Source organism: Rhodoferax sp. RT4P68 (assembly GCF_056521305.1).
In genome coordinates, this window is sequence record NZ_JBWMBB010000017.1 from 108,656 (window position 1) to 127,882 (window position 19,227).

The 19,227-nt window shown below is 69.2% G+C and carries 23 protein-coding genes; 14 read left to right on the forward strand and 9 right to left on the reverse strand.

Features of this window, described 5'->3' with window-relative positions:
* Window positions 1-20: 20 nt before the first annotated feature.
* From AC099J_RS28170 to AC099J_RS28180, 3 genes are all read right to left on the reverse strand, one after another.
* Complete coding sequence (locus tag AC099J_RS28170; protein WP_479618661.1) at window positions 21-1,163, reverse strand: type 1 periplasmic-binding domain-containing protein; 1,143 nt, start codon at window positions 1,161-1,163, stop codon at window positions 21-23.
* A gap of 116 nt (window positions 1,164-1,279) precedes the next feature.
* The gene (locus AC099J_RS28175) at window positions 1,280-2,275 is read right to left on the reverse strand and encodes a PQQ-dependent catabolism-associated beta-propeller protein (RefSeq protein ID WP_479618624.1); all 996 of its coding nucleotides are present in this window, start codon (window positions 2,273-2,275) and stop codon (window positions 1,280-1,282) included.
* Window positions 2,276-2,351: 76 nt separating this feature from the next.
* Window positions 2,352-3,065: an ATP-binding cassette domain-containing protein gene (locus tag AC099J_RS28180; protein WP_479618625.1), complete on the reverse strand. Its 714-nt coding sequence runs from the start codon at window positions 3,063-3,065 to the stop codon at window positions 2,352-2,354.
* A gap of 535 nt (window positions 3,066-3,600) precedes the next feature.
* Here AC099J_RS28180 and AC099J_RS28185 point away from each other — a divergent pair.
* The 9 genes from AC099J_RS28185 (at window position 3,601) to AC099J_RS28225 (ending at window position 11,651) form a co-directional block, all read left to right on the forward strand.
* Complete coding sequence (locus AC099J_RS28185) at window positions 3,601-5,427, forward strand: methanol/ethanol family PQQ-dependent dehydrogenase (RefSeq protein WP_479618626.1); 1,827 nt, start codon at window positions 3,601-3,603, stop codon at window positions 5,425-5,427.
* Window positions 5,428-5,522: 95 nt separating this feature from the next.
* Window positions 5,523-5,927 (forward strand): c-type cytochrome, encoded by a 405-nt coding sequence (locus AC099J_RS28190; protein WP_479618627.1) that lies wholly within the window; start codon window positions 5,523-5,525, stop codon window positions 5,925-5,927.
* Window positions 5,924-6,814: a quinoprotein dehydrogenase-associated putative ABC transporter substrate-binding protein gene (locus tag AC099J_RS28195; RefSeq protein ID WP_479618628.1), complete on the forward strand. Its 891-nt coding sequence runs from the start codon at window positions 5,924-5,926 to the stop codon at window positions 6,812-6,814. The genes AC099J_RS28190 and AC099J_RS28195 overlap by 4 nt, the downstream gene beginning before the upstream one ends.
* 8 nt (window positions 6,815-6,822) lie before the next feature.
* Window positions 6,823-7,518, forward strand: a complete 696-nt coding sequence (locus AC099J_RS28200; RefSeq protein ID WP_479618629.1) for a hypothetical protein — start codon at window positions 6,823-6,825, stop codon at window positions 7,516-7,518.
* A 20-nt stretch (window positions 7,519-7,538) separates the two neighbouring features.
* A complete protein-coding gene (locus AC099J_RS28205; protein ID WP_479618630.1) occupies window positions 7,539-7,895 on the forward strand; it encodes a hypothetical protein in 357 nt (118 codons plus the stop codon).
* A gap of 21 nt (window positions 7,896-7,916) precedes the next feature.
* Window positions 7,917-8,897, forward strand: coding sequence for a YVTN family beta-propeller repeat protein (locus AC099J_RS28210; RefSeq protein ID WP_479618631.1), 981 nt, complete (start codon window positions 7,917-7,919; stop codon window positions 8,895-8,897).
* Window positions 8,898-8,937: 40 nt separating this feature from the next.
* Entirely contained in the window at window positions 8,938-9,483 is a 546-nt protein-coding gene (locus AC099J_RS28215; protein ID WP_479618632.1) for an SRPBCC family protein, read from the forward strand.
* Between the two features lie 27 nt (window positions 9,484-9,510).
* On the forward strand, window positions 9,511-10,530 hold the full coding sequence (locus AC099J_RS28220; RefSeq protein ID WP_479618662.1) for an AAA family ATPase: 1,020 nt from the start codon (window positions 9,511-9,513) through the stop codon (window positions 10,528-10,530).
* 245 nt (window positions 10,531-10,775) lie between these two features.
* A complete protein-coding gene (locus tag AC099J_RS28225) occupies window positions 10,776-11,651 on the forward strand; it encodes a DUF58 domain-containing protein (protein ID WP_479618633.1) in 876 nt (291 codons plus the stop codon).
* Here the strand turns inward: AC099J_RS28225 and AC099J_RS28230 are convergent.
* Window positions 11,627-11,962, reverse strand: coding sequence for a hypothetical protein (locus tag AC099J_RS28230; protein ID WP_479618634.1), 336 nt, complete (start codon window positions 11,960-11,962; stop codon window positions 11,627-11,629). The two genes, AC099J_RS28225 and AC099J_RS28230, sit on opposite strands and share 25 nt — an antisense overlap.
* 12 nt (window positions 11,963-11,974) lie before the next feature.
* On the opposite strand from AC099J_RS28230, the gene AC099J_RS28235 reads away from it, so the two are divergent.
* The 5 genes from AC099J_RS28235 to AC099J_RS28255 all read left to right on the forward strand — a co-directional run bounded on the left by AC099J_RS28235 (window position 11,975) and on the right by AC099J_RS28255 (window position 15,667).
* Complete coding sequence (locus AC099J_RS28235; RefSeq protein ID WP_479618635.1) at window positions 11,975-12,736, forward strand: calcium incorporation protein MxaA; 762 nt, start codon at window positions 11,975-11,977, stop codon at window positions 12,734-12,736.
* A gap of 29 nt (window positions 12,737-12,765) precedes the next feature.
* Window positions 12,766-13,770, forward strand: a complete 1,005-nt coding sequence (locus AC099J_RS28240; protein WP_479618663.1) for a vWA domain-containing protein — start codon at window positions 12,766-12,768, stop codon at window positions 13,768-13,770.
* Window positions 13,771-13,914: 144 nt separating this feature from the next.
* Window positions 13,915-14,466: an MxaK protein gene (locus AC099J_RS28245; protein ID WP_479618636.1), complete on the forward strand. Its 552-nt coding sequence runs from the start codon at window positions 13,915-13,917 to the stop codon at window positions 14,464-14,466.
* The gene (locus AC099J_RS28250) at window positions 14,463-15,434 is read left to right on the forward strand and encodes a vWA domain-containing protein (RefSeq protein ID WP_479618637.1); all 972 of its coding nucleotides are present in this window, start codon (window positions 14,463-14,465) and stop codon (window positions 15,432-15,434) included. The genes AC099J_RS28245 and AC099J_RS28250 overlap by 4 nt, the downstream gene beginning before the upstream one ends.
* Window positions 15,431-15,667 carry a nucleotidyltransferase gene (locus AC099J_RS28255; RefSeq protein WP_479618638.1) on the forward strand — a complete coding sequence of 79 codons (237 nt, stop codon included), beginning with the start codon at window positions 15,431-15,433 and terminating at the stop codon, window positions 15,665-15,667. The genes AC099J_RS28250 and AC099J_RS28255 overlap by 4 nt, the downstream gene beginning before the upstream one ends.
* A 69-nt stretch (window positions 15,668-15,736) precedes the next feature.
* Here the strand turns inward: AC099J_RS28255 and pqqE are convergent, their stop codons facing one another.
* The 5 genes from pqqE to pqqA form a co-directional block, all read right to left on the reverse strand.
* Window positions 15,737-16,966, reverse strand: coding sequence for a pyrroloquinoline quinone biosynthesis protein PqqE (pqqE, locus tag AC099J_RS28260; protein ID WP_479618639.1), 1,230 nt, complete (start codon window positions 16,964-16,966; stop codon window positions 15,737-15,739).
* On the reverse strand, window positions 16,963-17,238 hold the full coding sequence (gene pqqD, locus AC099J_RS28265; RefSeq protein ID WP_479618664.1) for a pyrroloquinoline quinone biosynthesis peptide chaperone PqqD: 276 nt from the start codon (window positions 17,236-17,238) through the stop codon (window positions 16,963-16,965). Before pqqD ends, pqqE begins: the two co-directional genes overlap by 4 nt.
* Before the next feature lie 74 nt (window positions 17,239-17,312).
* Entirely contained in the window at window positions 17,313-18,089 is a 777-nt protein-coding gene (pqqC, locus tag AC099J_RS28270) for a pyrroloquinoline-quinone synthase PqqC (protein ID WP_479618640.1), read from the reverse strand.
* Window positions 18,090-18,105: 16 nt separating this feature from the next.
* A complete protein-coding gene (gene pqqB, locus AC099J_RS28275) occupies window positions 18,106-19,047 on the reverse strand; it encodes a pyrroloquinoline quinone biosynthesis protein PqqB (RefSeq protein ID WP_479618641.1) in 942 nt (313 codons plus the stop codon).
* An 83-nt stretch (window positions 19,048-19,130) separates the two neighbouring features.
* A complete protein-coding gene (gene pqqA / locus AC099J_RS28280) occupies window positions 19,131-19,205 on the reverse strand; it encodes a pyrroloquinoline quinone precursor peptide PqqA (protein WP_479618665.1) in 75 nt (24 codons plus the stop codon).
* Window positions 19,206-19,227: the final 22 nt, after the last annotated feature.

Genomic DNA, 19,227 nt, shown 5'->3' on the forward strand with positions numbered 1-19,227 from the left:
CGCGGCCGTGGTCAACGTGTTCACCGGGCGATGGGACACAGCTTCTCCGGTGCGTCGGCGCCCAGCGTGTCGAGCACGTCGCGCGGGTGCAGCACGCCTTCGGCCGGCGCCTGGGCGACAACGCCCTGCCCGTCGGTCAGCAGCATGGGCTGGCGCAGCTGGCCGTCCCAGGGCCGAAAGCTCAGGTTGGTGCCTTTGGAACCATCGAGCGCGCCCTTGCCCAGCGCCTGCGCCCAGGCGGCGTTCGGGCCCTTGGGCGCGGCCACGGCTGCAGCGGCCAGGGCCTTGCCTGCGACCCACGCTGCCCAGTCCTGCGCCACCATCGGCCGCTTGGCGGCCTTGGCAAAACGCCGGGCCACCTGCGGCGCGCCATAGCGCTCGAACTGCGGGTGCCAAGCCAGCGCCACCAGCCCGGCATCGCCCACCACCGGGCGCGGCAGCACGGTGCGGTAGGGCAACGTGCGGGCGAATTCGCCGTCGCTGTCGACCACCCACACTGCGTCGTAGGTGTTGCCGGCGGTCAGCAGCAGCGGGTTGGCCAGCTCGCGCTCGCGCGGGTCGGCTGAGAGCTTGAACGGTTTGGTGGCCACCACCTGCAGGCCGTAGCGCTTGATCGAGGCCTGCGCCGTGGCGGCCCGCACCGCGTCCTGCGGGCTGTCGCCCACCAGCAGCAAGAGCTTGCTCCACTTGCGCGTGGTCAGGGCCTGGGCCAGCGCATCGCTGCGCATGCGTTCGCTGGGGATCAGGTGAAACATGCGGGCGCGGCAGTCGCGCTGGCGCAGACGGTCGGCGGCCTCGCCCAGGTTCAGGACCGGCAGCTTCACGGCGTCGGCCACGGCCAGCGTCCAGTCGGCCGGCAGGTCGGTCAGCAGCACGGCCGCGCCGGCTTTCTCGGCTGCCAGCGCCGCGGCGCGCGCCGCCTCGATGGTGGTGGCCGGCGCGCTGGCCAGCGCCACCTCGGCACCGGCGGCGTCGAGCTCGAACTTCGCCTCGTCCAGCGCCACCTCCAGCCCGTCGGTCAGCGGGCCGCCCGGATGGCCGAGGTAGGCCCGCTCCAGGCGCGAACGCTCCAGCCGCGGGTCGTCGCCCTGCGTGATCAACGTGGCCCTGAGCACGGCCGCCGCAGCGGCAGGCGCCGCCCCGGCCACGGCCAGCATGGCCATGGCCAGCAGCACGCCGGCAAGCCTGCCCTGCCGCACGCGCGTCAGAGAGGGGGCCGCGGTGCCGATGCCTTCGCCTTCGGTTGCGCAGCGCGTGCCTGTGATGAGCCGGGCGCGCCTCATTCCACGATCACCAGCCCATACGGCACGCGGCCGACCGGGATGCTTTTGACGGCCTTGGCACCGGCCACGTCGACCACCGTCACGTCGTCGCTCAGGCCGTTGACCACCCACAGCCGCGTCTGCGCCTTGTCCAGCGTCACGTTCCACGCCCGCTTGCCCACCAGCACGAGCGACTCGACCTTGCGGCTCGCCACGTCCACAAAGGCCACATGGTTGGCCCGGCCCAGGCCGACGAAGGCGCGTTTGCCATCGCTGGTGATCTGCACGCCCACCGGCGTGATGTCCTCGGCGCGCGCGCCCTTGACCTCGAACTTCAGCGTGTCGATGACCTCGTGCGTGGCCGTGGAAATGATGCTGACGCTGGCGTCCAGCTCGTTGGTGACCCACAGCTCCTTGCCGTCCGGCGTGATGGCCATGCGCCGCGGGCGCTTGCCGGCGCGGATGTTCTTGACCACCTTGCCGCTGGCCGTGTCGATCACGTGGATCAGGCTGGCCACCTCGGACGTGACGTACAGCGTCTTGCCATCGGCGCTGACCTTGACGCCTTCGGGCTCGCCGCCCACCTTGACGGCGCGCAGCTTCTTGCCGCTGGCCGTGTCGATGAAGCTGGCTTCGCCCGCGTCTTCGTTCGACACGTAGATGACCTTGCCGTCCGGCGACAGGTCGAAGGCCTCGGGCTCATCGCCCAGCGGGATGCGCCGCAGCGATTTGCCGCTGGCCGGGTCGATCAGGTCGGCCTGGTTGGAATCGGTGCAGGCCACCATGATCTGGCGCTCGGGCGTCAGCTGGATGTGGCGCGCGCGCTTGCACGTCGGGATCGTGCCCTTCACTGCCAGCGTGCCCAGGTCGATCAGGGTCAGCGCGTTGTCCTTCTCGCTGGTCACGTAGGCGGTGCCCTGCGCCAGCGCGGCGCCGCAGGCCAGGGCCAGCACGAGCGCGGCGGCGCCGGCACGCGCCATGGAGGCGGTGGAAGAACGGGTGGCTTGCAGCATGCGATGTCTCCTGTGTTTGTTCTGGCGCAGCCGGAGGGCTGGCGGTGTCAGTCTGTGTCAGCGGGTGTCAGCGGTGTCACGAAGTCCGTGCGATGAATCCCTCCTCCAGCGTGGCGCCGCCCAGGCGCTCGACCACCTGCGCCGGCGTGCCATCCGCCAGCAGCGCGCCCTTGTGCAGCACCAGCACGCGGTCGGCCTGCTCGGCTTCCTCGACGCGGTGCGTGGCCCACAGCACGCACACGCCGCGCTCGCGCACGTCCGCACGCAGGGCGGCCAGCAGGTCCTGGCGCGACTTCGGGTCCAGCCCCACCGTGGCCTCGTCCATCAGCAGCACGGCGGGACGGTGCAGGCCGGCGCGCGCCAGCTCCACCTTGCGCCGGTTGCCGCCGGACAGCTCGCGCACCTTGCGGTCCAGGTCGGCATCGATGTTCAGGCGCGCGCAGGCGGCGGCGATGCGGGCGTGGGCCAGGGGCCGCGGCAGGCCATGCAGGTCGGCCTGGAACAGCAGGTTGCGCCGGATGGAGAGGTCCAGGTCGAGCGAGATCTGCTGGAACACCACGCCGATGTGGCGCAGCGCCTGCGTGGCCGCGCGGCGCAGCGAATGGCCGGCCACCTCGACCTCGCCGGCATCCGCCGCGAACATGCCCGTGAGGACCTGGAACAGCGTGGACTTGCCTGCGCCGTTGGGCCCGAGCAGCGCCACGAACTGGCCTGCGGGGATGTGCAGCGACAGCGACTGCAGCGCCGTTCGCGATCCATAGCGCTTGGTCAGGTCGGTGGTGCGCAGCATGTCGGGCGTTGAAAACTTTCGGCTGGTGGGGGTGGCGGGTCGGGCGAATTGCGCAGTGTCAATCCTGCAACTTCTGTGCCCCTGCACGCCCCGGGTTTTCACCGTGATGCCCGCACACGCCATCGCCAGCGCTGGCGCCGCGCGCAGCACGGTGGACGGTGCACGACGTTCGGCCTGCGGTGTTTGGAGCGAGACACTTTGCACCATATTTGATGCGCACACCGATGCAATGCGCCGCCTGCAGCGGCGCTCGCGGGGCCAGGCCGTGCGCCGATCTCCCAGGGGGTTTCCCTAGGTTCCAGGTCCCTCGCATCGGGCCGTGCGTGGGGTCTCGGTGTCACCGCGCTCGGCATTGCCAGTGGGAAGCGCGCTGGCGTGGCCGACATGCATCACCGGCCAGGGCACCAGCGTTTGCGCACGCGTCCAACGTGGGCATGGATGTTGCGGTCCGGGGCACTCGCCGAGATGATCGAAAGATCCGCAGGCTGGCAGCCTTGATCGTGTTCCCAACCGACTGAAGAATGAGGAGACATCCATGACGTTATCCAGGCCGATCGCCGCCCGTCTTGCACGGGTTTTAGGCATCGCAATGTTGGCACTACCAGCCGTCGCGCTGGCCAATGCCGATGTCGAGAAAAACATCGCCAATTCGAAGAACTGGGCGATGCAAGCGGGCGACATGTTCAACCAGCGCTACAGCAAGTTGAACCAGATCACCAAGGCCAATGTGGGCAAGATGCAGGTCGCGTGGATGTTCTCCACCGGCGTGCTGCGCGGCCACGAAGGCTCGCCCCTGGTGATCGACGGCACCATGTACCTGCACTCGCCGTTCCCGAACAAGGTGTTCGCGATCGACGTGGACACGCAGAAGATCAAGTGGAAGTACGAGCCCAAGCAGGACCAGTCCGTGATCGCCGTCATGTGCTGCGACACCGTGAACCGCGGGCTGGCCTATGCCGAGGGCAAGGTCTTCCTGCAGCAGGCCGACACCAACCTGGTCGCGCTGGACGCCAAGACCGGTAAGGTGGTGTGGACGGTGAAGAACGGCGACCCGAAGGTCGGCGCCACCAACACCAACGCGCCCCACGTGTTCAAGGACAAGGTCATCACCGGCATCAGCGGTGGCGAGTTCGGCGTGCGGGGCTACCTGGCCGCCTACAACATCGCCGACGGCAAGCTGGTCTGGAAGGGCTACAGCACCGGGCCGGACGCCGAAATGCTGATGGACCCGGACAAGACCATGACCTGGACCGACGGCAAGATGGCCCCGGTCGGCAAGGACTCGTCGCTCAAGACCTGGCAGGGCGACCAGTGGAAGATCGGCGGCGGCACCACCTGGGGGTGGTTCAGCTACGACAAGGCGACCAACGCCGTCTACTACGGAACCGGCAACCCCTCGACCTGGAACCCGGCGCAACGCCCTGGCGACAACAAGTGGTCGATGAGCATCTTCTCGCGTGACGTGGACACCGGCAAGGCCAACTGGGTCTACCAGATGACGCCTTACGACGAGTGGGACTTCGACGGCGTCAACGAGATGATCCTGGCGGACATCAACGTCAAGGGCAAGCCGACCAAGGCGCTGGTGCACTTCGACCGTAATGGCTTCGCCTACACGATGGACCGCGTCACCGGTGCGCTGCTGGTGGCCGAGAAGTACGACCCCAAGGTGAACTGGGCCACCCATGTGGACATGAAGACCGGCCGGCCGCAGGTGGTGGCCAAGTATTCGACCGCGCAGAACGGTGCCGACGTCAACACCAAGGGCATCTGCCCGGCCGCCCTGGGCAGCAAGGACCAGCAACCCGCCTCGTTCGACCCCAACACCAAGCTCTTCTACGTGCCGACCAACCATGTCTGCATGGACTACGAGCCCTTCAAGGTCGAATACACCGCGGGCCAGCCCTACGTGGGCGCCACGCTGTCGATGTACCCCACGCCGGGCAGCCATGGTGGCATGGGCAACTTCATCACCTGGGACGCTGGCACCGGCAAGATCGTGCAGTCCAAGGCCGAGAAGTTCTCGGTGTGGAGCGGCTCGCTGAACACGGCCGGGGGCATCTCGTGCTTCGGCACGCTGGAGGGCTACCTCAAGTGCGTGGACGCCAGGGACATCACCAAGGAGCTGTACAAGTTCAAGACCCCGTCCGGCATCATCGGCAACGTGTTCACCTATGAGCACAAGGGCAAGCAGTACATCGGCGTGTTCTCGGGCATCGGTGGCTGGGCCGGCATCGGCATGGCGGCCGGCATCGACCCGGAGAAGAGCACCGAAGGCCTGGGTGCCGTGGGCGGCTACAAGGAACTGGGCCAGTACACCGACCTCGGTGGCTCGCTGACGGTGTTCGCACTGCCCAACTGACCGTTGAGATACCGCGGCCGCTGTGCGCGGCCCGTGGGAGCCCCGCTGGCGGGGCTCTCCCTCCCCACGACCCTTCACCGAGAGATCCCGGAGCCATGAACCTTCGCATGCCCATCTGGCTGCCCTCTATCGCCCTGCTCGCCACCATGGCCTGCGTGCCGGCCACTGCCGCCGCCGAACCGCCGCCCTACAAGGTCACCGAAGGCTACAAGGTGGACCCTGAGACCATGAAAGGCTTTCGCACCTGGCGCGCTGCCGCCTGCGATCGGTGCCACGGCCCGAACCAGGAAGGCATGGTCGGCCCCTCGCTGATCACCAGTCTGAAGACGCTGACCAAGGAAGAATTCATCAAGGTCGTGCGCGACGGCCGGCTCGAGAAGGGCATGCAAAGCTTCGGCACCAGCCCGCAGGTGATGGGCAACATCGACCAGCTGTACGCCTACCTCAAGGGCCGATCCGACGGCGCCATCACCCGCGCCCGCGTGGAAGAGGCCAAATGAAAGGCCGCCAGCGCGCGACCGCCCGCGCTGCCCTTGGCGCTGGCCTGCGTGCCGGCCTGCTGGGTGCCGCTGCCGCCTGCGCGCTGCTGCCCGCCGTGGCCCAGGAGGCGCCGCCGCGCACCGCGCTGCGGGTGTGCCAGGACCCGAACAACATGCCGTTCTCCAACACGCAAGGAGAAGGCATCGAAAACCGCATCGCCGAGCTGTTTGGCAAGGCGTTGGGATTGCCGGTCACCTACTACTCCTTCCCGCAGCGCATGGCGTTCTTTCGCAACACGCTGCGTTTCAAGGTGCCGGGGCAGGACTACCCCTGCGACATCGTCATGGGCGTGCCGGTGGGGCTGGACGAGGTGTCCGTCACCAAGCCCTACTACCGCTCCACCTACGCGCTGATGTTCCCCAAGGGCAAGGGCCTGGACAACGTGACGACGGCAGAAGAGTTCCTGAAACTCGATCCGGCGCGGCTGAAGGCCATGCGCATCGGCATCTACGACCGCTCGCCAGCGTCGGCCTGGTTGGCCCGGCACGGCCTGCTCGAACAAGGCGTGCCCTACAAGCTCGTGAATGCCGACCCGGCGCAGTACGCCGGCGAGATCGTCGCCCGCGACCTGGCCGAGGGCAAGCTCGACGCGGTGGTGGTGTGGGGCCCGATCGCCGGCTTCTTCGCACGGCAGATCAAGTCGCCCCAGATGACGGTGGTGCCGCTGAAGTCCGAGAAGGGCATCCGGCTGGACTACCAGATGGCCATGGGCGTGCGCTACGGCGAGCGCGAATGGAAGCAGCAGATCGAGGGGCTGATCGAATCGCAGGCGCCGCAGATCCAGGCCATCCTGCAGGAGTTTGGCGTGCCGCTCGTCGATGCCTCGTACGGGGTGCCCACCAATTGAGCGCCGCGATGCGCCTGGTCTTCGCCGCCTCGCTGTGCGCTGCGCTGCTGGCGCCGGCCCCGGCCCCGGCCGCGGCCCAGGCCGAGCCGGACAAGCGCGACTACTCGGCTGCCGAGCGCCTGCTCTTCATGACGCCGCAGCTGCAGGACCTGAAGCCGCCGACCCAGCTGCGCTACAGCTTTGCCCGCACCGGCAGCCTGGGGCCCGCCCTGACCGACAGCGTGCGCGTGGACCTGAGCGCCGGGGCGGATGGCCGATGCTGCGATGCCAAAGGCCAGTTTTTGAGCGGCGCGCACCAGGAGGCCGCACCCGAGGTGACGGCCGCCACCGGCAACCCGGTGATCCTGTATTTTCTGGAGCACGACATCCGCGAGATGAAGCGGCTCACGAAGGGCTCGACGACGCATTTCCGCAAGCGCCTGCGCATGGCGATCTACCAGGGCGCCGAGGTGCGCGACGTGCCGTTGCGCTACCAGGGCCGCAGCATCCAGGGCCGCGAGATCTCGATCACCCCGTTTCTGGACGATCCGAACCGGCCCAAGTACGAGCGCTTCGCGAAGAAGACCTACTCCTTCGTGCTCTCCGACGCGGTGCCGGGCGGGGTCTACGGCATCCGCACCAGCATCCCCGACGCGAACGCCGATGCACCGCCCCTGATCGTCGAGCAGCTTCTCATCACCGGCGGCACGGCATCGCCGAACTAGCCCCACCCACAGCGAACCCCATGAACAAACGCCTGCGCCTTGTCTGCCTGCTTGCCGTTCCGTTGGCGGCGCAGGCCAACGATTTCCCCACCGTGGACCGCGTGCTGTATGTGCAGGAATGCATGGCCACCCGGCCGGATGCGGTGCGCTTCGAGATGACGAACAAATGCTCGTGCGCCGTCGATGCGATTGCCGCCGAACTCAAGTACGACGAGTACGTGCAGCTCAGCACCGCCAGCAAGGCCACCTCGATCGGCGGCGAGCGTGGTGGCTACATCCGGGAGACCGAGGCGCTGCAGGTTGGCATCAAACGGTACCGGGCGCTGCAGGCCAAGGTGAACAAGGCCTGCATGATCGGCCCGCCCACTGCGCGCTGAACCACCCATGGGTCGACCGCCATGACGCGCACCGCCACCACCGTGCACGCCGGGCTGGCGCTGTTGCTGTGCGGTGCGGCGGCCTCGGCGTCCCCGTTCGCCTACATCACGAACCAGGGCAGCCACGACGTGTCGGTGATCGACCTGGCCACGCACGCGGTGGTGGCCACCGTGCCCGTGGGGCGCTCGCCGGCCGGCGTGGTGGCCGCGAGCCGCGCGGGCCGGGTCTTCGTCTCCAACCCCGACAGCAAGAGCATCTCCATCATCGACATGCGCGGCCAACGCGTGGTGGGCACGCTGGCCGCTGGCGACGGGCCGGTGGGCATCGACATCTCGGGCGACGGGCGCCAGCTGTTTGTGGCCGATTGGTACGCGGGCCGCCTGCTGGTGTTCGATGCCCAGGCCGCCGATGGCGCTTTGCCGCTGGCCTCGATTCCAATCGGCCGCACGCCCGCAGGCGTGGCCGCGCACCCCGATGGCACCACCGTCTTCGTGGCCGAGCGCGACGACGACAGCGTGGCCGTGGTCGACACCGCCAGCCGGCAGGTGACGGGGCGCGCGCGCGTGGGCAGCCACCCGTTCGCGCTGCTCTACGACACGCCGCGTGCACGCCTGTACGTGCTTAACGTGCAGAGCAACGATGTCTCGGTGCTGGACATGCGCGCACCGCGCCGCCCCATGCTGGTCGCCACCATCGCCGTCGGCAAGGCGCCCTACGGCGCGGCGCTGGCCCAGGGCGGCACCCTGCTCTACGTGACCAACCAGCACGACGACAGCGTCAGCGTGATCGACACCGCCACGCTGCAGGTGCGCAGCACGCTGCCCGGTTTTGCCTACCCCGAAGGCATTGCCGCGCACGGCGACCGCGTCTATGTCGTGAACTGGATGGACGACAACGTGCAGGTGCTGGACGCCGCCAGCGGCAGCAAGCTGCAGACCATCGCCACGGGCCGCAACAGCCGTGGCTTCGGCGCCTTCATCGGCGCGCCACTCGAGCCTTGACCCTTCACAACCTTTGCTCGAACCCACCACGGAACCTTTCATGCGGACACCCACCTGCAGCCGGCGCACCCTCCATGTCGTGCTGGCCACCCTGCTGCTCGCCAGCACCGCCGCCAGCCAGGCCCACGGCCCCACCCGCCAGAAGGTGAGCGAGAAGATCACCATCGAGGCGCCGGCCGATGCCGTGTGGGCCAGGCTGAAGAACTTCGATGCGCTGAAGGACTGGCACCCCGCCGTGGCCAGCAGCCCGGCCGACAAGGGCAACGCCGTCGGGTCGGTGCGCACCATCGCGCTGAAGGACGGCGGCACGCTGCTGGAGACGCTGGAGGGCTACGACGACGCGCAGAAGAAGTACAGCTACCGCGCCAAGGACGGCGGCGCGCTGCCGGTCACCAACTACACCTCCACGGTCCAGGTGCTCGCCGAGGGCGGCAAGTCCGTCGTCGAGTGGCGCGGCGCCTTTTACCGCGCGTTCCCCAACAACAACCCGCCGCCGGAGCAGAACGACGAGGCCGCGCTGAAGGCCGTGACCGGCGTCTACCGCAGCGGGCTGGCCCACCTCAAGCAGACCATGGAAGCGAAGTAGCCCATGCCACCCGAAGCCGGCACGCCCCTGGGCAGCGATGAGCAGCTGGAAGACTGGCGCCGCCTCGCGCTGCGTGTCGAAGCCGAAGTCGCGAAGGCGGTGATCGGCCAGACCGGCACGATCCGCCTGATCAATGTCGCGCTGTTCGCGCGCGGCCATGTGCTGTTGGAGGGCGACGTCGGCGTGGGCAAGACGACGGTGCTGCGCGCCTTCTCGCGCGTGATCGGCGGCGCGTTCGAGCGCGTCGAGGGCACGGTCGACCTGATGCCCGGCGATCTGGTCTACCACACCTATGTCGACGCCGAAGGCCGCCCGCGCATCGACCCGGGGCCGCTGCTGCGCCATGGTGAGCGCCTGGTGACCTTCTTCTTCAACGAGATCAACCGGGCCCGGCCGCAGGTGCAGTCGCTGTTGCTGCGGGCCATGGCCGAGCGCACGGTGTCGGCCTTTGACCGCGAGTACAGCTTTCCCCACATGACGGTGTTCGCCGACCGCAACAAGGTCGAGCGCGAAGAGACTTTTGAGTTGGCGTCGGCGGCGCGCGACCGCTTCATGTTCGAGCTCTCCATGCCCAAGCCGGCCGACATCGACGTGCGCCGCGCCCTGGTGTTCGACCCGGCCTTCCACGACACCGAGAGCCTGATCGAGAAGGTGGCGCCGGCCATCCTGCCCTGGCAGCAGCTCAACGCCATCGCCGCGCAGGTGCAGCGCAGCGTGCGCGCCAGCGCCACCATCGAGCGCTACGTGCTGGAGGTGTGGCAGGCGACAGAGGCGCCGCACAGCTTCGGCATTCGCCTGGACGGCGTGGACATGGACCGCCTGATCCTCGCCGGGGCCAGCCCGCGCGGCATGAGCGCACTGCTGCGGGCGGCGCGCACCGTGGCCTGGCTGGAAGGCCGCAGCCACCTGGAGCCGGCCGACCTGGCGGCGGTGCTGCCCTCGGTGCTGGGGCACCGCGTGTTCTTCACGCCGGTGTACGAGCTGCGCCGTGCCGAGCTGTCGCAGGCGTTGATCACCCAGATCATGCAAAAGATCGCCGCGCCGTAGGATGAAACAACCCCCAGTCTCCGCGCTGCACGCTCCGCCAACCCCTTCTGCTGCGCGAAGGGGGCCGAGCCCGGACACAAAAGGTCCAGTGGACGTTTTGTGCCTGGCGAGGGGCCGGGCCTCTGGGCCGGCGCGGCCTGCAAGGCCTCCCCAGCGGCCTGGCAGAGCCAGCTCCGCGGGTGCCCTGGCATGGCGGCCGATGCCTTGACGCGCCCTAACGAACCGAGGCTTGGGAGGTCCACCAATTGAACCGCGTCGATGAATTCCACTACCAGCTGCCCCGCCGCTTCGCCGGCTGGCGGCCTGGTGCGCAGCGCGGCCTGAGCCAGGGCGCCGGGCAGGAATTCGCCGCGCACCGGCGGCTGTTCGACCACCCGGACCCGCGCCGCATCGACCTGCGCGCCAGTCTGCGCGACAGCCGTGGCGACTGGCTGGTACGCACCCACCGGCTGCGCGTGGCCATCCCCGTGCATGTGGTGGTGGATGTCTCGGCCTCCATGCATTTCGGGGCCGAGCGCCGCAAGCTCGATGTGGTGGCCGACCTGGTCGAGGCGCTGGGCTACAGCGCGTTCCGGGCCGGCGACAGCGTCGGCTTGCTGGCCTTCGACCAGCGCGCGCGTGAAGATCTCTACGTGCCGCCACGGCACAGCCGCGGCAATGGCAGCGTGATGGCCAGCATGCTGCGGGAGTGCCGCGCTGACACCGCCGGGGCGACGGCGCCACACAGCGCACTGGACGGCTTGCGGCGCGCCGCCGAACCGCTGGTGGGCCGCGGCGGGCTGGTGTTCCTGGCGTCCGACTTCCACTGGCCGAGCGCGTCTCTCGGCCCGCTGCTCGACCGGTTCGCACCGGCCTGCGTCGTGCCGCTGGTGGTGTGGGACCCGGCCGAGACCGAGCCGCCCGATGCCCGCGCACTGCTAGCCCTGAGCGACCTGGAAACCGGCGCCCGGCGCAGCCTGTGGATGCGTGACAGTTTGCGCACGCGCTGGCGCGACGCCGTGGCGCAGCGGCGTGCAGAGCTGAAGGCCCTGTTCGATGCGCACGGCATGCCGCCGTTCTGGCTGCAGGGCCGCTTCGACGCCGAGGCGCTGACGCGCTATTTTCTGGAGACGGCGGCATGAACTGGAGCGCGGGCGATGAGGCTGGTGGTGGCCGAATTGGCGGCGTTGTCTCTGCCGCTGCCGCTGCCGCTGGCGTTGGCGTTGGCGTTGGCGTTGGTGGTGGCGTTGGCCTTGGCCTTGGCGTGGTCGCTGGTCGGAGCGTTGGCGCTGGCGCCGCGCTGGTGCTTGGGCTGGCGCTGGCTTTGCCCGCGCTGCCCGCAGGCGCTGCGCGGGCCGCCGATCCGCCGGTCGGCACTGCGCTGGCAGCCCCTCTGTCGCCCGGCAGCCCAGCCCCTGCGTCCACCGTCCAGCAGCCGCGCAGCTTCGGCCATGTACTCGGCGATGTGCTCACACAGCGCGTGCTGCTGACGCGCGAGGGCCGCACGCTGCAGCCCTCCGCCCTGCCCGCTGCAGCCCGCATCGACCTGTGGCTGGAGCGCCACCCCGCGCGCACCGAGACCGATGCGCAGGGCCGGCGCTGGCTCGCCATCGACTACCAGCTGATCAATGCGCCGCGCGCGCTGACCGCCATCACGCTGCCGGCCCTGGCCATCGCCACCACGGGCGGCCCCGCGCTTCTCGTTCCGGCCTGGCCCATCAGCGTTGGGCCACTGACGCCGGAGCAAGCCTTCGGCCAGGGCGATCTGCAGCCGCTGCGGCCCGACCGCCCCGTCGCGCCGCTGCCTGTCCATGCCGTCCAGCAGCAATTGAAGCTCGCGCTGGGCATGCTGCTGGCCGTGCTGCTGGCCTGGCTCGGCTGGTGGGCCTGGCGCAACCGGCGCGAGGCGCAGCAATTGCCGTTCGCGCAAGCCTGGCGCGCACTGCAACGGCTCGACGACCCAGCCAGCCCGCAGGCCTGGCGCCTGGTGCACGGCGCGCTGAACCGTGCGGCCGGCCGCGTCGTGCACGGCGCCAGCCTGCCGCTGCTGCTGGCCGAGGCAAAGTACCTGCGCCCGCTGCAGCCGCGGCTGGAGGACTTCTACCGCGAATCGACGCTGCGCTTCTTTATCGTGGACCCGTCGGCCGCAGGCCAGCCGCAGGCTGCCTACCCACTCAAGCCACTCGCCCGCGCACTGCGCGACGCCGAGAAGCGGCAGCAGCGCTGAGAGTTTGAGACGCTGTGAACGAAGCCACCATGCGCATCGACCTCGCCCAGCCCTGGATGCTCCTGCTGCTGCCGCTCGCGCTGCTGCCCCTGCTGCGCCGGCGCAGCGACACGCTGGGCTTCTCCTACCTGGCCTGGCTGCCGGCCGACCGGCTGGGCCGCCTGTTCGGCTTTCTCTGGCGCGCGTTCGCGGTCGGCGCCATGGCGTGCACAGTGCTCGGCCTGGCAGGGCCGGGTCAATCGGGCGCCGTGGTCGAGCGTGCCGGGCGTGGCGCGGAGATCCTGATCCTGATGGACCGCAGCTCCAGCATGGACGCCAGCGTGCACACCAACGGCCTGCAGACGGCGGGTCGCATGTCGCAGGAACCGAAAGCCAAGGTCGTGCGCGAATTGCTGAGCGAGTTCGTCGCCAAGCGGCCCGACAACCGTTTCGCCTTCATGACCTTCAGCACGGTGCCCGTTGCGGTGGTGCCGTTCACGCAGAAGACCGACACCGTGCAGGCCGCGCTGGCCGCCACGGCCATCGGCCGCGGCCTGCCCGAGACGCGCATGGGCGCGGCACTGCTGGCCGGCATCGAGGAATTCGAAGGCCGCAGCTATGCCGGCAGCCGCGTGATGCTGGTCGTGTCCGACGGCGGCGCGCGGCTCGACGAGGCCACGCGCGAACGCGTGCTCGCGGGCCTCGCGCGCGAGAAGGTCGGCCTGTACTGGATCTACGTGCGCAGCGGCCCCAACTCGCCCAACCTGAACACCGAAACCAAGTCGGACTACGGCCTGGGCGAAGAGCTGGCGCTGCACGAGTTCTTCAAGACGCTCACCACGCCCTACCGGCTCTACCAGGTCGACGACTCCAACGCCATGGCCGCCGCCATGGCCGAGATCGACCGGCAGCAGAACTTTCCGCTGACGCTGTACGAGCGCGTGCCCCGGCGCGACCACGCCGCCGCGTTCTACCTGGCGGCCATGCTGTGCTGCGCCGGCCTGCTGGCCTGCCGCGCGCTGCAGATGCAGAGCTGGCGCAAGGGGGCTGCATGAGCGCAGCACCTGGCCGCCCCAGGCAAGCTCGCTGCCCGCGCGGGGCAGCGAATCTCGCGCAGCACAGAGCGTGCAGGCCACAGGCGCAGCACCGGGTTGCCCCTATCAAGTTCGCGCGGTGATGCGAACCACGGAGCTATTCCCATGAAACGACGCACCGTGCACACCGTCTTCGGCGTGCTGAGCCTGTGCTGTCTGGCAGTCGCACTGGAGCGCGGCTTGCAGTTGAGCCAGACGCTGGCGCTGAACGCCCAGATCGCCCAGATCGCCGCCACGCCACCCGGCCCACAGGCAGGCACCGCCCCATTGAAGGGCCCGCGTGAACTGCAACTGGCGCGCGCCGTGGCGCTGGCCCAGGCGGGCGCGCACGATGCCGCGCTCAAGGGCTATGCGGGCCTGATCCAGGCCGGCGAACGCGATGCCGTCGCGCAGCAGGCGCTGTTCAACCTGGGCAACATGTACCTGCGCCAGGCCATGGCGCAGGAGGCCGGCGCGCTGCCGCTGTTCGAGCTCGGCAAGCAGCGGCTGCGCGACCTGTTGCGCACAGCGCCGCAGGACTGGGACGCCCGCTACAACCTGGAACGCGCGCTGCGGCTGGCGCCCGAGGAACAGGAGGCGTTTTCGGCCGAGCAACAGCAGGCGCACGAGCAGCGCCGCGTGCGCGTGCCGGGCTTCGTCAGCGGGGACTTGCCATGAAGCTGTTGTGGCGCCGCCTGCTGGCCGGTGCCGGCTGGCCTTTGCCGCTGGCGCTGCTGCTGCTCGCACTGGCCGTGTGGCCGCCGCGCGTGGCGCTGCAGCGGCCGGTGTTCAATTGGCAGGTCAGCTTCGACATCACGCAGAGCATGAACGTGGAGGATGTGGTGCTGGGCGACGCCGCCGTCAGCCGCCTGACGCTGGCGCGCGCGGCCATGCGCGAGGTGCTGGGCGTGATGCCGTGTGGCTCCAAGATCGGCTGGAGCATCTTTGCGGACTACCGCTCGGTCGTGATCCTGGCGCCGGTCGAGGTCTGCAGCCATTACGAAGAGCTGCTCGCCTCGCTGGAGCGCATCGACGCCCGCATGCGCTGGGCCAATGCCAGCAACGTCAGCCGCGGCGTGACCTGGGCCGTGCGCGGCGCCCGCAGCCTGGGGCCGCAGACCCGCTTCGTGTTCATCACCGACGGCCAGGAATCGCCGCCGCTGCGCATCAACGAGACGCCCCCGATGACCGACATCCAACCCGGCGAGGTGCAGGGCTGGCTGGTCGGCGTGGGGGGCGACGTGCCGGTGCCGATCCCCAAGACCGGCAGCAACGGCGAGCCAGCGGGCTACTGGCGGGCCGACGAGGTGGTGCAAGGCTCCGCGCTGGGGCGCGCGGTGAACAACGAACACTTGTCCACGCTGCGGCAGGACCATCTGCGGGCTCTGGCGGAGTTGATGGGGGTGCACTACCAGCGTCTGAACACACCCGAGGCGTTGAAAGCAGCGATGCTGGACCAGCGCTTTGCGGAGCAGCAGCCGGCGGAGACAGACTTGCGGTGGATTCCTGCGCTGCTGGCGCTTGCGCTGCTGGTGTGGCGCTTCGCGCCGGATCTGGGGTGGGTGCGGGGGTGGCGGCCGATCAGGCTGCGCAGCAAGCGCGCCGAACAGAGGCCGGTGCGTGGACGACTCACGCCGACGGCGTGATCAGACTGGGCCTGTCAGGCCGACGCGTCGCGAAACGCGCGGAAGCCCGCGCCGATGCGAGCATTACACTTTCCCTCGACAAGAACTTCGTCATGAACATGGCGCAGATCGAGATGGAACTGTCGCCGCTACTGGGCGGACGCAAGGTCGACCTGCGGACGGCGCAGGATTTGAGCCACTACTTCCGAGACGAGGTCGTCCGCAGCGCAGAACCCCAATATGTCGCCGGATGACGAACCGGAAGTGATCTGCTGCGGCACATGCGCTGGCCTTCGCAGTGACGCAACTTCAGCGATCTCATATCAGACCCCCGTGACCCCCACCGCCAACCGCCGCGAATTCGCCGGATCCCGAAACACCAGCGGATGCTCCACCGGCCCGCCGGCCCGCGCCACCGCCTCGACCACCCGCTGGTGCTGCGGGCTCTTGGCGCAGGCCGGGTCGGCAGCGGCCGCGTCCTGGGCCAGCAGGTAGGCCTGGCAGCGGCAGCCGCCCAGGTCCACTTCTCGCTGGTCGCAGCTGATGCACGGCTCTTTCATCCAGCCGGTGCCCCGGTAGCGGTTGAAGCCTTCGGACTCGAACCAGATCTCGCGCAGGCTCTGCGTCTGCACGTTCGGAAACGCCAGACCCGGCAGCATCTTGGCCGTGTGACAGGGCAGCGCCGTGCCATCGGGCGCGACCGTCAGGAACATGCTGCCCCAGCCGTTCACGCACTTCTTGGCCTTGCCCTCGTGGTAGTCCGGCGCGACGAAGAAGATGCGCATGCGCTCGCCCAGGCGCTGGCGCCACACGTCGGTCACACGCTCGGCTTCGCGCAGTTGCGCGTGTGTGGGCAGCAGCTGGTCACGGTTCACCAAGGCCCACGAGTAGTACTGCGTGTTCGCCAGCTCCAGGTACTCCGCGCCCAGCTCGTGCGCCATCGCGATGATGCGGTCGATGTGGTCGATGTTCAGACGGTGGATCACCACGTTCAGCACCATGGGCCAGCCCTGGTCCTTGATGGTCTTGGCCACGCGGCTCTTCAACTCGAAGGTCTTGGTGTGCGAGAGGAAGTCGTTCATCTCGCGCGTCGAATCCTGGAACGACAGCTGCACGTGGTCCAGCCCCGCCGCCTTCAAGGCTGCGGCGCGCTGCGCGTTCAGGCCCACGCCAGAGGTGAGCAGGTTGGTGTAGTAGCCCAGGCCCGCTGCCTCGGCCACGATGACCTCGAGGTCATCACGCAGCAGCGGCTCGCCGCCCGAAAAGCCGCACTGCACCGCGCCCAGCTCGCGGCCTTCGCGCAGCACGCGCAGCCAGTCGTCGGTGCCCAGTTCGTCGGGCTGCTGCGCGAAGTCGACCGGGTTGAAGCAGAACACGCAGTGCAGCGGGCAGCGGTAGGTCAGCTCGGCCAGCAGCCACAGCGGCGGGCCGGGGCGTGGTGGTGCGCCAGGTGTCTGACCCCCTGACCCGGTCGTCGCTGTCGTCGCTATCGCAGCTGTCGCAGCTGTCGCGGCGGTCGTCTCCGACAGGGCCGTGGCGATCGCATCGGTCATGCCGCATCCCAGCGCAGCCAGTTCTGCTTGGCCGCCATGTCGACGAAGCCGCGCACTTCGGGCGCCAGCCCGCTGGCGGTGAAGGCCTGTTCCAGATCGGCCACGATGGCGGCCAGGCTGCGCTGCCCATCGCAGCGCTGCATGATCTCACCAGCACTGCGGTTCAGCCGCACCATGCCCTCCGGGTACAGCAGCACATGGCAGTCCTGCGCCGCCTCCCACTGCAGGCGAAAGCCCGGGCCGATGCGGGGCTTGCTGTCGTCGTGCAGCATGGACACGGCTGGGCTGTCGCCCGCAGCCCCGGTTGCAGCCTCGGTGCGAGCGACTTCGGATGGCTGGGCGGCACTCATTCGCCCGTCACTCCATAGCGCGTGGCCATCGCGTCGTTCATGGCCCAGAGAATGTCGAGTTTGAACTGCAGCACTTCCAGCGCCCGCTCCTGTAGCGCACGCGTGTCGAAGTGCGCGAGCGTGATGGCCAGCCCCTGCTCCACATCGCGCCGCGCCTGGCTGACGCGGTTGCGAAAGTAGTCCATGCCGGCGGTCTCGATCCACCCGTAGTGCTGGGGCCAGGTGGCCAGGCGCTGCTTGTGGATCTCGGGCGCAAAGAGCTCGGTGAGCGACGAACACACCGCCTCTTGCCAGGGCGCGCGGCGGGCGAAGTTCACGTAGGCATCGACGGCGAAGCGCATGGCCGGCACCACGTGGCGCAGGTCGAGTACTTCCTCGCGCGCGAGGCCCACGGCCTCGGCCAGTCGCAGCCAGGCCTCGACGCCGCCTTCGTCGCGGATGCCGCCCAGCTCGAAACCGTCGTGGTCCAGGATGCGCTGCACCCAGCCGCGCCGCACTGCGGGGTCGGGGCAGTTCGACAGCACCGCCGCGTCCTTGATCGGGATCGCGATCTGGTAGTAGAAGCGGTTCGCCACCCAGCCGCGGATCTGCTCGGGCGTGGCGCGCCCGGTGTTCAGCATCACGTTGAACGGGTGGTGGATGTGGTAGCTGCGCCCGCGCTCGCGCAGCTTGGCTTCGAAGGTGTCGCGCGGCCAGGCCGCACCGGTCGGCTCACCGTTGGCGGTCAAAGCGGGTGCCGGGCGCAAAGCGTCCTGAATCCGGTCGGCGTACATGGCAGCACCTGGCCTTTCAAAGGGTGATCGTCATCCCGTCCTCGCAGACCTCCACACCCGCACGCCGCAGCGCCGCATGCTCTTGGGAGTCCTCGTCCAGGATGGGATTGGTGTTGTTGATGTGGATCAGCAGCTTGCGCGTGGTGGTGGCGGGCAGGCGCGCCAGCCACTCGAGCATGCCGCCCTCGCCCGACTGCGGCAGGTGGCCGATCTCGCGCCCGCGCTTGCGGCCCACGCCTTGGCCGATCATCTCGTCGTCGGTCCAGAAAGTGCCGTCCACCATGACGGCATCCGCGCTGGCCATGGCATCGAACACCGGCGGCGTGATGGCGCCCAGACCGGGCGCGTAGAACAGGCGCTTGCCGCTGCGACTGTCCGTGATGGTCACGCCGATGTTGTCGCCCGCCACCGGGTGCTCGCGGTGCGGCGAATAGGGCGCGGCCTTGCCGCTCAGCGCCATGGCGTGCATGCGCAGGCCGGGCACGCCGGGCACCTCGAAGGCCGCGCCGTCCAGCGTGATCGGATGGCGCACCACGCCGCAGAAGTGCGACAGCACGCCCAGCAGCGGCAGGCCCTGGCTGAGGTCTTGCGCCACCGGGTCGGTGCACCACAACGGCAACGGCGTGCCGCGCTCGCGCAGCATCAAGAGGCCCGTGGCATGGTCGACCTGGCCGTCGATCAGCACGACACCGGCAATCGCGCTGTCGCGCAACGCACGGGCCGGTTGCAGCACGGGGCTGCTGCGGATCTGCTCCAGGATGTCGGGCGAGGCGTTGAACAAGACTCCGTTCACGCCATCTTCGGCGCCCACGCCTGCGTCGGGCCGCACAAAGATCGACGACTGCGTGCGCGGCTTGGCGCGCACCGTGCCGGCACGCACGCCGGCGCAGTTGCGACAGTTGCAGTTCCACTGCGGAAATCCGCCGCCGGCGGCCGATCCCAATACGGTGATGCGCATGGAGGCTGAAATGAGGGGGTGGAAAGAACCCGCCCCGGGCGTGCCGGGGCGGGTTGCAAGGTCAGCGCTGTACTAGGCGCCGCTCAGCGCGCGCTGACGTACATCGTGATCTCGAAGCCGAAGCGCATATCGGTAGCCGTCGGGGTGGTCCATGTCATGTCGTGTCTCCTTCATGGGGGC